We start from the raw sequence: 12609 nt of genomic DNA, 5'->3' as shown, positions 1-12609 counted from the left end.
AATGTATCTTCTGTTTTTGGGCATTTTTACTATGTATTGACCGTCTGAGCAACCGCGAAATCGCAGAGAGGTTATTTCTCTCTGAAGGCACTGTGAAACAATATGTCAACCAGATTTATTCCAAGTTGATGATCAACGCCGATACACGCACCAAAAGGAAACAACTGGCAGAGCTGATTTCTTCCATAAACAGCGGATCTGAACTATAACAGGAACACTCACTGATTATTTTTTCTTTTGAGGCCTGATCGACCAAAATACAAGATTCATTATGATCACGATCAGCAGAACCGCTGCCATGGACACCCTTTGATACAAACATGGGACGGAATACAAAATACATAAAAATATAGGCCGTAAAATACAGATATCACTATTTTAACATTATCTATAAAAAACACCATGCCTGAATTCTTGCTTTTTTCTTGCGATTTCATTGATATCTGATGATTATCTTTTCTAATGATAGAATGACTGATTATCATCCTTGTAAGCTAAAAGTTATTGTGATACACTATAGCACTCTTTTAAAATAATGCATCTTAATCCAGCCCATCAGAGTGTGAAATCCTGCGTCAGATATCTTTGCCGTGCGTCACAAGGCTCGTCGCATATCCCGGTCTGCATTTACCGTAAAACAGCAGATGATTATATCTGAAAATATATCAATTCCTCTGGATGATGCTGATTCATTATCACACTGTATCTGCTGTAAAACAACCGATCAGCTCGAAACTGTGTTTGTTCAAATGAACCAGTCACAATCGCAAAATTGCATTGCTGAGCAGATAATGCTGAAAGAGCGGCATCGTCTGTGGTATCGACCACATTTAAAATAATTGGTGGATATTTCTGATGAAACTGTATAACAAAATCAGCCCCCAAGAAGGCAAGGATATGATCAATGGCATAAACTGTTACAACACTATGTGATTGTGCGGCGAGAGTATGAAGCCCGCTGATAGCGGTACATGCTTCTAAAAATTGTCTGGCATGAGGCAAAAGCGCAACTGCATAATCTGTTGGCATAACACCTTTGCTGCTACGGGCGAAAAGTACCTGACCGAGTTCGGTTTCCAGTAAACGGATCACTTTGCTGACGCCCTGTCGTGTGACAAATAACTGATCAGCAGCAGCCTGTATATTTTGTGTTTCATAGACAGTCACGAAATATTGCATTTGTTTTTGGTTCATTGGCAACTCCTATAATTTTAGTACACAGCAACTACATAGTTGCGGCAAGGGATGTATTTTTTTCTTTTTTGAAATATAGAAAGCTATTATAATGAATTCACAAAAAGCAACTAAAGACAAATAATAAAATGAAAGAGGAGATACTCACATGAAACTAACACAAATTCGCAATGCAACTAATCGTTTGGAATATGCAGGAACAACGTTTTTGATTGATCCATGGCTGGCACCAAAGCATACGCTGTCTTTTGTGGATATCCCAGGAATGCCTTATCATATTCCTGATCCGGTGAAAGAAAACCAGCCCATGCCATTCTATGATCTTCCGCTTCCGGTCGAACAGATCATGGCAGACGTTGACGCAGTCATTGTGACACATTTACATCCGGATCATATTGATATTTCTCCTATCGATGGTACTGTAGGTGCCCCTTTGGATAAAAAAATCCAGATCTATTGTCAGAATGAAGAAGATGCCGCTGTACTGAAAAAGTCCGGATTTTCTAGAGTTGCCGTGCTTCCGCTGACCGGATTGAAGGCGGGTAATGTAACAATAACCAGGATTCCGGCGCAACATGGTACTTATAAGAATTGTGGTGAGGCTATGGGAGTCATGTTCTCTGCTGAAACAGAGAAAACGTTTTATCTAGCTGGTGATACAGTATGGTATCACAAAGTACAGAAGGCAATCAATGCGTTTAAACCAGAGGTTATAGCCTTGAATTGTTGTGCTGCTGAAACAAAGGAAAATGGCCGTCTGATTATGGGTGCTGAGGACGTATGGAACGTTTCACTGGCAGCACCAGAGGCAAAGCTTTACCTAACACATATGGATAATGTTGCTCATGCCTCAGTTACACGTTTTACGATGCGTGGTCAATTAACAGCGTACAGTGTTTCTAACTATGATATGCTTGAAGATGGGGAATCTGTTATTTACTAAAAGACAGAAGTTCCGCTAATGCTTTTTACTTTCTCCTGCATATTCTCTTGTGCGATATGGGATAACTGTCCATTGGGTCTTAAATGACAATCCAAGACTGTTTAACGATTTCTGTTCCCTGTATTCTCTGTTCCTCGGATTTCCTCATGATAGAAATAATCTACGATTACCGGATGTCCCTGCGGGACTCTGCCATAAGGCATTTCATTATCCGCAAAAGGACAATCATACTTCTTAGCCATTTCCTCAGCTTTTACTTCAAGCGCTTCAAAGTAGCTGCGGTTATGCTTGTTATAAATCTCATCGTAAAGCGGTACAAGATCAGGATATTTTCCAGCGATATAATCCATAATTGTCTTTTTAAAACCACCTCGAAGATTGAGATTTTCGAGCCAGAACAGATCGCACTGATCCTTTACCCGCTCAAAGATCGCTTCAAAATCCGTGATACCGGGGAATACCGGGGATACGAAACAGACTGTACGGATGCCTGCTTCATATACCTGCTTCATAGCAGCAATACGACGCTCAATGCTCGAAGCCGAATCCATGTCGTTCTTGAAATTTTCATCCAGTGTGTTGATCGACCATGAAACGGTTACTCGTCCAAGCTTCTTCAGCAGATCAATATCTCGCACCACAAGATCAGACTTTGTGCAGATCAGAATATCTGCGCCACTGCCGATTAACTGCTCCAGAAGTTTTCTGGTATTCCCGAATTGCTCCTCCTGTGGATTGTAGCCATCCGTCACAGAACCGATGACCACACGCTGTCCGGCATATTTTTTCGGATTCTTAATTTCCGGCCAATGCTTTACATCAAGGAAAGTGCCCCATTCCTCCTTGTGTCCGGTAAAGCGCTTCATGAAAGAAGCATAACAATACTTGCAGGCATGTGTACAGCCTACATAGGGATTGACCGAGTAACCTCCTACAGGCAGACTGGACTTGGTCATGATGTTCTTTGCTTCCACCTCACTAATGAGGATTCCATTGATTACTTCTGCCATGATCTCTGTACCTCCAACATTTTATTAAATTCTTCCGGCATTTCCTGAATCATATTTTCATCCCCTATGATAGGGACAAGTTCTTCCTTCATAAACACCGGAATGCCGAGTGCGTGTGCCTGGTCCGTCAGAGACCACGCCCACTCCGGCTGTGTATGAACCTTCCTGCTCTGAGCTCCGGTCATGGTGTCGACAACAATCCAGTTGATTCCAGAAACAGTAACGATAACAATAAAGTTTTCCCAACATCATCACTCCCTGTAAGCTCTCTCTATTTGAGGTAATATCTGAGACAGATCACCATCTACACCTATTGCCTTATCTGCAATCTGTGCTGGAATATAAATCTCACCTTTGTTAAAAGTTATATAAAAAACATTTGGTTCTTTTGCTGCAATTTTCATAAACGGTGCTTTTATCATCTGATTTCTGGCACCGATTCCCAATTCCAAGATCAGCAGTTTTTTCCCTTGAAAACGCACCATAAATTCCTGATAATTCTGATAACTTTTCTGTGTCTCTGAACCCTTGATAAAGTTCTGATTTACTGGCACATGAATCTTCATAGCACCACCACATTTTGGGCATTTCGGCAAATATTCTGATGGAATTTCCATTCCATGCTCATGTTCTCTCATAGTTAATACTGCTTCTCGATTGGAGTAAATCTGCTTGTGACAACCGTTCGCACACTGCATATCTTTCATGCTGCCCTCCAATTCCCAAATATGCTGACGTTCAAACCCTGCCATTGCAAAATGATCATCTGTATTAGAAGTCACCACAAAATATGGTTTATCTTTTACAAGCGCATAGAGTGTCTGCATGAGTGGGCTTGGCTGTGTATGATACATATAGTAATATGCTATACGGCTATAATAGCTCCACATTTCGTTTTCTGATTCAAATCTACTGAAACTTCCCTGAATCAAACTTCTAAAACCATATTTTTTCTGAAAGTCAGAAAAATAACTCTGAAATCTCTCATCATTTGCAAAGATATTATATCCTTCCGCTATGGATAATCCGTTGCTTGCACCGATCAGAATTCCATCTGCGTCTTTTATTTTTTTAGCAATTTGTTTATATTTTTCTTCCATCATTTCATTCATTCTCATCTGCATGAATCGCCTCGATTAGCATAATAACCGGCCGTAATCCATCTACGCAGGAAAAAACACCTTTGTCATCATCTACCATCCATGTACCTCTCGGCTGAAGAAGTTCTCCTTCTGAGAGCATTTTTACCAGCTCTTTTATTGGTTTCCATGCATACTCGCACAATCCTTCCGGTTTATGCTCACCGTCACTGACAAAAAACTGTCCTGCTTTATGAAATGGACAAGCTTCAAACCCTGAAACTGCATATTGCTCTGCAAGCTTTTGATCCATTTCTGATTTTAAAATCGTTATTCTTACATCTCGCTTCATTGAATCTGTCCCCGTAATTTTTGCAAAAAATAAAATAAATCTTCATTTACAGTTAAGCATTTTCCATTTAAATGCTCAGGTGAACTACCTGCAGTCAAATTTACTGTTACCAGAAAAGTATCCGAAAAATTATATGTCATATCTCCAAAAGGTAATTTGATCACACTCGGTGTCATATCTCCAACACCTAATTCCAGCAATAACAATTTTTTGTTTTTGTAGGTATCAACAAAATTTTTATACTGTTGATATGCTGTTTTCCAGTATTCTCCCTGCAAAAAAGTATTATCCTGTACCCACGGAACCATTTTCCATCCACATTTCGGACAACGTGGAATCTTTTCTGCCGGTATTTCCAGATTATCATTCATTGAATCCAGCATATCCTCGATCATGGCATGATTTTCATATATTTGATCATGACAAGGCTGACTGCACTGAAAATATCGAAAATCTCCCTGGAACTGACATATTCTGTTCTCCGGAAAAACTTTCGGAATTTGAATATCACAGTTTGTAGTCAGGATAAAATATTCTTTTCCTTTCAGACATTCATAGAGATCACAATATGGCTGTCCGGCAGGTGACTCTTCCATGAATGCAATATATCTGGAATAAAATCCCCATTGCTGCTCTGGCTTTGAGTAAACATAATAAAATCCCTGAAATAGATTTCTGATTCCATAAGTCTGTTTAAAATCTTCAAAATACTTTTTGAACATTTCATTGCAATGATAATGATTATATCCCGCTGCACTGGACATTCCGGATCCAGCCCCTACAAGAACTGCATCTACCTGCCGGATCAGTTCCGCTACATTTTTTATTTTATTTTGATTCATTCTGCCCCTCATTAAAATTATTTCTGGCATCAGCTAATACTTTTGCAATATCTTCGTGAATGGCAAAACCTTTCCGATTCAATTCTTCCGGTACAAGCGCATCCCTGGGATTAATCGTAATATAATAAGCATCCGGCCACGCATATGTCATCTTCCAGAATGGTTCCTGAATAAACATAGGAGTCATACGGCCTACACCAAGTTCCAAAAACAGAATCTTTTTATTTTTGTTTGCCTTTAAAAATGTATTTAACTTATTGTATTCTTCGCGATATTTTTTCCCTTCCAGAAATGTCCATGACCGAACCCATGGTTCCATTTCTGCACCACATTTTGGGCAACGTGGAATCATATTCTTTGGAACCCGCAGGTTTTCATCAATATTTTTATTTAACTTTTGCAGTGTGTCCACTGAGCTGTAAAGCTCATCATGACATCTTCGGCTACACTGTAAGAATCTCCAGTCACCTTGAATTGCACTGATTTTTTCTTCTGGAAATACACGAGTAAACTGTGTATCCTGGTTGGTCGTTAAAATATAATAATTCTCATCCTTTAAAATCTCATGTAAATCATAATAGGGCTGACCCGTTTCCGCATCCAGGATCATACAAAGATTTCTCGCGATAAATGCCCAGCGTTCTTCACTGGTTCGATACCGATAATAAAATCCATCAAATGAATTACGATATCCATACTTTTTTTCAAACTCACCAAGATTATCTATAAAATCCTTATCATGCTCATAATAATGACGAAATCCCGCCGCTGCAGACATCCCGGAAGCAGCCCCAACAACAATAGCATCCGCATCTTGAATGTGTCGAATCAGAGAATTTACTGCCTCTTTATATTGTTCCTTTTTCATAATGTAAGTTCTCCTCACTTGTTCTTTTATTGTTATTTTATAACTAACTTCCTTGTGGCATTATATCATCCCATCATCTGTACATCAAGTAGTTGTTATATTATTAATTACATCATAATCGAAGCCAGCTAAAACTGTAATAGCTGGCTCCAAATAATAACAAATTACTTATAAATCTCTGTGATTAATTCCTTAGATGTTTCAATAAATCCAGTAATATTCTCATCTGTCATAGGAAGTGTAAGTGCAATCTGTCCTCATCCCTTTTATTATTAGATTTCAGGCATACCTGCTATTTTTTCTATTCAGCCTTCCCCTCCGGGAAAATAATTTTAAACACAAAGAAGAAAATCACCATGGAAACTCCACCTGTGATAATTGTCACAAGCATGTTATAGACTGCCGGTGCCACATATGCAGATGCAACTGGCATCCACAGATTATTAAATCCATTACAGATCAGTGAAATTACCACCCATGCTATAAAATACCAGATTGCCTGATATACAGGATTTCCATGGCTTTTAAAAGTAATATTTCTCTGAAGTGGAAAATTGATACACTGTGCAAGAAATGACCCTAATTCATAACTGATAAAATAGCCAAGTCCACCACCGATCAGTATATTCCCCGTTGCATCACGCAATACATTATACCCCAGCAAACTCCATGTAAATTTTACTCCAAACAGATTCATGGAAACCTTTGGCCACATAAACTCTGTACCAGCCAGACCAATTCCCAAAATCCCTGGTAAAAATGTAAATACAAGATACTGGAACACTGTCACGCCCATACTGAATATAACAAAATAGAATATCTGATAAAGCCATTTTGCCAAAGCAGAATGTTTCGCTTCAAAACGTTTCCATATATTTTTTATATGATTCATCTGCGCTTCCCTCCGGCTCCTTTTAATAATTTTTCATATTTCTTATTATTTCTTCTGTTTCTGAAATATCCGCCAACTACTTTTTTTACTCCAAGCATAAAGTGGCCATTCACAGCATCGACAATTCCATATACCATTTCCATACTGACTGCCCCACCGGTCATCTTGGCAATCCCCCGAAACGGCATATTATAAATAAAAAGAATATTCAGATCCGGCTTTCCCTGTGCCTCACTCTTCTTTTTCATTTTTGTGAGACATCTATATATCAGTCTTGCAAGTCGGCTTTTTGCATAATACATCTGACAGATTGCATCATTGATTTCCAGATTTCCACTCCATCTCCCGTTCGGTATCTCATGGCCAAGAAGTTCACGAAATTCCTCATCTGATATTTTCTGCACGATTCCTGTATAATAGTAAGGCATTTTTGCCGGATTATACGGATACCCTTTACTATTTCCTGTTCTCTCAGTCATACCTGTTAAACGAATATCTGCAACACTGGCTCCTACCATAATCTGATAAGTTCCTGTTTCTATTTCCCACTGTCCCGTTTTTATATTCCAATAACGGAATGTCTTATCATCAAACGGAATCCTGAGCTGTCTGCTTTCTCCTGCCTTTAGATAAACTTTTGCAAAACCTTTCAGTTCTTTTTCCGGTCGGAACACGATTGCATTAGGAAGTCCTACATACATCTGAACAACCTCAGCTCCGTCTCTGTCACCTGTATTTGTAACCGAAACTTTGATTCCATCCTCTTCTATGATAAGATCAGAATATGTAAATTCCGTATAGGAAAGCCCAAAGCCAAATGGATATTGCACCCGGACTTTTGAAGTATCATAATAGCGATATCCTACATAAACACTCTCTCGGTATTCCGATGTTTTCTCATTACTTGGATAATATCGGAATGCCGGTGTCTGTTCATAAGATATGGGATATGTTTCTGCCAGTCTTCCTGATGGATTCACTTTTCCGGTCAGAATATCCAATGTTGCAGAAGCGCCTGCCTGTCCATTCAGATAGCCATGCAAAATCGCTTTGCAGCAGGTGTGCCATGGCATTTCTATCGCAGATCCTGCACTCAGTATTCCAATAATATTTTCATTCACTTTACTGATATCCTGCAGAAGATCTATCTGATTCTGCGGAATACGCATATGGGTTCTATCCAGTCCTTCTGATTCACTGATCTCATCAAGACCAAAGCAGAAAATCACAATATCCGCGTTCATAGACAAATTTAATGCAAACTTTCTATCATTCTCATCTACATCTCCATTTCTCTGATAGCCTCTTGTCATTCCCAAAATATTCAGATCATATTGTTGCAAAATCGATGACATATCTTCTACTTTTGTTGGATTGACCATAGAAGACCCTGCCCCCTGATATCTGGGTGAAAAAGCAAAATCTCCAATAATAGCGATGGATTTTTTGGTATCCAGCGGAAGAATCTGTTTTTCATTTTTCAGAAGAATCATGCTTTCTGCTGCTGCTTTCCTTGCCAGTTGATGATGTGCGTTTCTGTCAAAGTTTTTATCTGAAAGCTTCTTCCCTGATGTCAGTTCCATCACTGCATCCACCAGTTCTCCAACTCTTTCATCCAAATCCGCTTCCTTCAGCGTTCCATTTCGGACAGCAGCAATCACTTCTCTTGCAGAATCGTACCCACAGGACGGCATCTCCAGATTTGAGCCGGCAGCAACACCTTTCACATGGTCATTACTTCCGCCCCAGTCTGTTACTACAATTCCATCAAATCCCCATTCTTTGCGCAAGATATCTGTCAAAAGATGTTTGTCCTCATTAGCATAAATCCCATTAATCTGGTTGTAACTGCTCATGATTGCTTTTGCGTGTCCTTCTTTAACAGCTATCTCAAAACCGGTCAGATAAATTTCTCTTAATGTCCGTTCGTCAACAACTGCGTCCATTGCCATTCTCCGAAGTTCCTGACTGTTAACCGCCAGATGCTTCGGGCAGGCATAAACGCCTTTACTCTGTATTCCACGAATATATGACGCCGCCATCTTACCGGAAAGATATGGATCTTCTGAAAAATATTCAAAATTTCTTCCACATAATGGGCTTCTTTTAATATTTAATCCAGGACCAAGCAGGATATTTACATCCATACTTGCTGCTTCCTCTCCAAGAGCCTGTCCAATCTCTTCCCCCAGATCCTGATTCCAGCTGTTTGCAATCGTTGCTGCTGTGGGGAAACAAGTTGCTTTCAAGGATGCATTCAGTCCCAGATGGTCTCCTGCCCCTGCCTGCTTTCTAATTCCATGCGGTCCATCTGAAAGAAAGATGGACGGGATGGAAAGCCTGTCAATTTCTCTGGTCTGCCAGACAGTTTTTCCACTGAGGATTGCTGCCTTTTCTTCTATTGTCATCTTTTCAACCAATTTTTGCTGTTTCATAACTGTTTTCCATCCCACTTTCATCTTTATTCAGCATTCTTTCTTTTCTTATATCCTCTAATTACCAGTACTTCCATTCCTGCCATGAAAAGTGCTATTACAATGTCGATACCAATTCCTGCTTTTTTCCAGTTTTCCATACCTGTTTCTTCGTGTTCTCCGTCATAAGCCCAGCTGCTTACAACTGTATACATGACATTTTTGCAGGCATTTCTCATCTGAAGTACAGATGTCGGATGCTCCGGATTGGCTACATTGTTCTCTTCTCCGTTGAATGTGGACAACATTACATCTACTCCATTGGCCAAAGCTGCATCTGCATTCATAAATCCATGACCATTGTTTCGGAAGAAGTCTGTAAGCGCCATTCCCCTGAATCCCCATTCCTCTCTGAGGACTGTATTCATAAGGTTACTGCATTCTCCAGTCCATTTATCTCCAAGGAAGCTCCAGGAAACCATAACTGCATTTGCGCCACCCTGTTTTACAGAAATTTCAAATGGTTTCAGATAGATTTCCCGGATTGCCTGCTCATTCGACCAGACACTTACCATCTTTGCATTTCCCTCATACAGAGCAAAATGTTTGATATAAGAATAAACTCCATATTTTCTTGCTCCTTCTACTGCTTTTGCTCCCATATTTCCTGCAAGAACTCCATCTTCTGAAAAGTATTCATAGTTTCTTGCACCAAATGCGGTTCTATGAGTATTCATTCCTGGTGCATACCAGCCCTCTGCACCCATTTCCTGGCTAATCTTGCCCATGCATTCCCCCCAGGTCTGTGCAAGTTCCTTATTCCATGTGGAAGCAATCACAACTTCAATTGGAAATCCAATAGAACCAACTCCTGTAAAGTTGTTATTAATTGCTGCCGGTCCATCGAAATCAAGTGTAGCCACTTTTCCCACAGAATCCATGGCTGCTGTCTGATAACCTGCCATTGCAATCATATTTGCCATTTCATCAACAGTAAGCTGATCCAGAAGTTTTTCCCAACGAGGATCGTCATAATCAGCATCACGCATATCAGCTAATGTAAGTCCATTATCTGCTCCCGTTGTCGGCATTACATCCTCATCATTGAGATATGTAGTCTTATCAAAGTTGCTGTTCAGATGATATTCAGAAACATATGGCTCACCCAGCTCTGCAGATGCCGGTGCTGCTGTAGCCTCTTCATAATTTGCAAAATGATCTGCACGTGACAGATATGTTATATCTCCTTTTGCATCTTCAAATACATTTGTTGCTGCAGTATCATCTGATGCTCTTTTATTTTCTCCCTTATATACTACATCTTTATCTGCAGTATAAGTTTTCTGATCCAGCACAGTATGTGAATCGCTGTTGATAGAAATCACATAATCGCCTTTTTCAAGAACATATGCTTTTGCATTATTCTCATCATAAGAGGCCATATCTTCTATACTGAATGTAACTGTAACAGTCTGAGATTCTCCCGGCTGAAGCAGATTTGTTTTTGCAAACTCGATCAGATTTGCAGAAGATTTCTCAATTCCCCCATTTGTATATGGCGGTTTATAATACACTTCTACTACATCTTTTCCGGCAACATCTCCGGTGTTGGTTACTTCTACATCTACAGAAATCTGTCCGTCTTTTTCCTCCAGTTCACCCATTTTCTGTTCAAATTCCGTGTAACTCAGACCATATCCAAATGGATACTGTACAGTCTTATCGTAATCAATCGCACCTTCCTGTGCAGCTGTTTCATAGTACTTGTATCCTACATAAATACCTTCCACATAATTGGTAAATGCCGGAGCATACACCTGCGCAGTTCCTGCGTTCATTCCTTCAACGGCCATATCTGCCAGATTTGTATACTCCGTTTTTTCTGCATTATTCCACCACGGAGCAGTCGTCATATCATAAATAAATGTATCCGATGTTTTTCCGGAAGGATTGACTTCACCTGAAAATACTTTACCAAGTGCATTAAATCCCACATTTCCCGTTCCGGGGCACCATACAACAGATTTAATCTGAGGATATTCATCTGCGAAACCAAGTTCAAACTGATTTGCTCCATTATAAACCACAATCACATTATCAAAGTTTGAGCAAACCATATCCACCATATCTCTCTCAGTTTGTGAAAGCTGTAAATAATGCTCTCCCTCAGGAAAATCATCATATTCATCTGAATTATTATCATATGCTGCTTTTCTTACATCCATAGGAATATCATTATGACCTTCACCTGCTTTTCTGGAAAGAACCACAACTGCCACATCAGAATACTCTTTCGCACTTTTAATAAGCTCATCACTGTAAGTATCTACAGGTGGCTCCGGTAATGTCCAGCTCTGTTTCTGGATAGACATTTCCGGATTATCTGCACCATAATTGTTATAAAAATCAACCAGTTCCTGGTTAATAGAAAATCCGGCATTTTCAAGTCCCTGATTCAGACTGACAATATCATACAGATCATTAATTCCACCGGAACCAGCTCCACCGTAAGCCGGATTAATAGATTCCCAACCAAAAACATTCAGTTTTTTTGTTTCATTTAAAGGAAGCAGGCTTTCATTCTTCAGAAGAACAATTCCGTCTTCCATAATTTCTTCTGCTACTTCCGCAGCTTCTTCATTTGTTTCATCGCTTAAAGTTCCATTTCCCGTTGCCAGTCCAATCAACGTAGACATTGGTCCAAAACAGATCATATTCACGCAGACAACAACTGCAAGAACCATTGCGATCGCAGCTTCTCCTCTTATCAGAAATCTTTTGCCCCTGGACATCCTGCGGCATGCGATCATAATTACGATTCCAATTACAAGTGCAGCAATAATACCGATAATATACGGTTTGCATAATTGTAATACCGCCAGAACATCTTCCATTTCAACACTGATCATTCTCTTTTTTCCTCCTTTGACTCTCTCGTCTTTTTCAGGTATCATTTCCTGTTGACATTACTATAACATGGTTATTATTTCGTGCCGTTTTTGGCACAAGATGCAG

General features: G+C 39.8%; 11 protein-coding genes and 1 pseudogene. 2 read left to right on the top strand and 10 right to left on the bottom strand.

Annotated features, from left to right (window positions below):
• Positions 1 to 5: 5 nt before the first annotated feature.
• Complete coding sequence (locus tag ACTNC6_RS01760) at positions 6 to 209, top strand: response regulator transcription factor (RefSeq protein WP_441043085.1); 204 nt, start codon at positions 6 to 8, stop codon at positions 207 to 209.
• A gap of 439 nt (positions 210 to 648) precedes the next feature.
• On the opposite strand, the gene ACTNC6_RS01755 is transcribed toward ACTNC6_RS01760, so the two are convergent.
• Positions 649 to 1194 carry a LysR family transcriptional regulator gene (locus ACTNC6_RS01755; RefSeq protein ID WP_441043051.1) on the bottom strand — a complete coding sequence of 182 codons (546 nt, stop codon included), beginning with the start codon at positions 1192 to 1194 and terminating at the stop codon, positions 649 to 651.
• A 148-nt stretch (positions 1195 to 1342) separates the two neighbouring features.
• Here ACTNC6_RS01755 and ACTNC6_RS01750 point away from each other — a divergent pair, with 148 nt between their 5' ends.
• Complete coding sequence (locus tag ACTNC6_RS01750) at positions 1343 to 2137, top strand: MBL fold metallo-hydrolase (RefSeq protein ID WP_441043050.1); 795 nt, start codon at positions 1343 to 1345, stop codon at positions 2135 to 2137.
• A gap of 101 nt (positions 2138 to 2238) precedes the next feature.
• Here the strand turns inward: ACTNC6_RS01750 and ACTNC6_RS01745 are convergent, their stop codons facing one another.
• The 9 genes and pseudogenes from ACTNC6_RS01745 to ACTNC6_RS01705 form a co-directional block, all read right to left on the bottom strand.
• Positions 2239 to 3147: a radical SAM mobile pair protein B gene (locus ACTNC6_RS01745; protein WP_441043049.1), complete on the bottom strand. Its 909-nt coding sequence runs from the start codon at positions 3145 to 3147 to the stop codon at positions 2239 to 2241.
• A pseudogene (locus tag ACTNC6_RS01740) lies at positions 3135 to 3371 on the bottom strand (radical SAM mobile pair protein A); the annotation flags it as partial. The gene ACTNC6_RS01745 and the pseudogene ACTNC6_RS01740, both read right to left, overlap by 13 nt.
• A gap of 27 nt (positions 3372 to 3398) precedes the next feature.
• Positions 3399 to 4265 (bottom strand): Sir2 family NAD-dependent protein deacetylase, encoded by an 867-nt coding sequence (locus ACTNC6_RS01735; protein ID WP_441043048.1) that lies wholly within the window; start codon positions 4263 to 4265, stop codon positions 3399 to 3401.
• Positions 4252 to 4578, bottom strand: a complete 327-nt coding sequence (locus tag ACTNC6_RS01730) for a TIGR04076 family protein (RefSeq protein ID WP_441043047.1) — start codon at positions 4576 to 4578, stop codon at positions 4252 to 4254. The genes ACTNC6_RS01735 and ACTNC6_RS01730 overlap by 14 nt, the downstream gene beginning before the upstream one ends.
• Positions 4575 to 5420, bottom strand: coding sequence for an NAD-dependent protein deacetylase, SIR2 family (locus tag ACTNC6_RS01725; RefSeq protein WP_441043046.1), 846 nt, complete (start codon positions 5418 to 5420; stop codon positions 4575 to 4577). Before ACTNC6_RS01725 ends, ACTNC6_RS01730 begins: the two co-directional genes overlap by 4 nt.
• Positions 5407 to 6288: an NAD-dependent protein deacetylase gene (locus ACTNC6_RS01720; RefSeq protein ID WP_441043045.1), complete on the bottom strand. Its 882-nt coding sequence runs from the start codon at positions 6286 to 6288 to the stop codon at positions 5407 to 5409. Before ACTNC6_RS01720 ends, ACTNC6_RS01725 begins: the two co-directional genes overlap by 14 nt.
• A 301-nt stretch (positions 6289 to 6589) precedes the next feature.
• Entirely contained in the window at positions 6590 to 7180 is a 591-nt protein-coding gene (locus ACTNC6_RS01715; RefSeq protein ID WP_441043044.1) for a hypothetical protein, read from the bottom strand.
• Entirely contained in the window at positions 7177 to 9615 is a 2439-nt protein-coding gene (locus tag ACTNC6_RS01710; RefSeq protein ID WP_441043043.1) for a glycoside hydrolase family 3 C-terminal domain-containing protein, read from the bottom strand. Before ACTNC6_RS01710 ends, ACTNC6_RS01715 begins: the two co-directional genes overlap by 4 nt.
• A gap of 26 nt (positions 9616 to 9641) precedes the next feature.
• The gene (locus tag ACTNC6_RS01705) at positions 9642 to 12503 is read right to left on the bottom strand and encodes a glycoside hydrolase family 3 C-terminal domain-containing protein (RefSeq protein WP_441043042.1); all 2862 of its coding nucleotides are present in this window, start codon (positions 12501 to 12503) and stop codon (positions 9642 to 9644) included.
• Positions 12504 to 12609 lie beyond the last annotated feature (106 nt).

Origin of the sequence: Blautia sp. HCP3S3_C4, from assembly GCF_052064095.1 — a bacterium.
Taxonomy (GTDB): Bacteria; Bacillota; Clostridia; order Lachnospirales; family Lachnospiraceae; genus Blautia_A.
Note: the sequence above shows the minus strand (reverse complement) of the source record. Positions and strands in the feature narration are given on the sequence as shown.

Bases quoted from the DNA above. Each gene is read 5' to 3' on its own strand.
- ACTNC6_RS01720 (WP_441043045.1), bottom strand. From the start codon at position 6,288: ATGAAAAAGGAACAATATAAAGAGGCAGTAAATTCTCTGATTCGACAC.
- ACTNC6_RS01730 (WP_441043047.1), bottom strand. From the start codon at position 4,578: ATGAAGCGAGATGTAAGAATAACGATTTTAAAATCAGAAATGGATCAA.
- ACTNC6_RS01745 (WP_441043049.1), bottom strand. From the start codon at position 3,147: ATGGCAGAAGTAATCAATGGAATCCTCATTAGTGAGGTGGAAGCAAAG.
- ACTNC6_RS01715 (WP_441043044.1), bottom strand. From the start codon at position 7,180: ATGAATCATATAAAAAATATATGGAAACGTTTTGAAGCGAAACATTCT.
- ACTNC6_RS01755 (WP_441043051.1), bottom strand. From the start codon at position 1,194: ATGAACCAAAAACAAATGCAATATTTCGTGACTGTCTATGAAACACAA.
- ACTNC6_RS01735 (WP_441043048.1), bottom strand. From the start codon at position 4,265: ATGAGAATGAATGAAATGATGGAAGAAAAATATAAACAAATTGCTAAA.
- ACTNC6_RS01750 (WP_441043050.1), top strand. From the start codon at position 1,343: ATGAAACTAACACAAATTCGCAATGCAACTAATCGTTTGGAATATGCA.
- ACTNC6_RS01705 (WP_441043042.1), bottom strand. From the start codon at position 12,503: ATGATCAGTGTTGAAATGGAAGATGTTCTGGCGGTATTACAATTATGC.
- ACTNC6_RS01710 (WP_441043043.1), bottom strand. From the start codon at position 9,615: ATGAAACAGCAAAAATTGGTTGAAAAGATGACAATAGAAGAAAAGGCA.
- ACTNC6_RS01725 (WP_441043046.1), bottom strand. From the start codon at position 5,420: ATGAATCAAAATAAAATAAAAAATGTAGCGGAACTGATCCGGCAGGTA.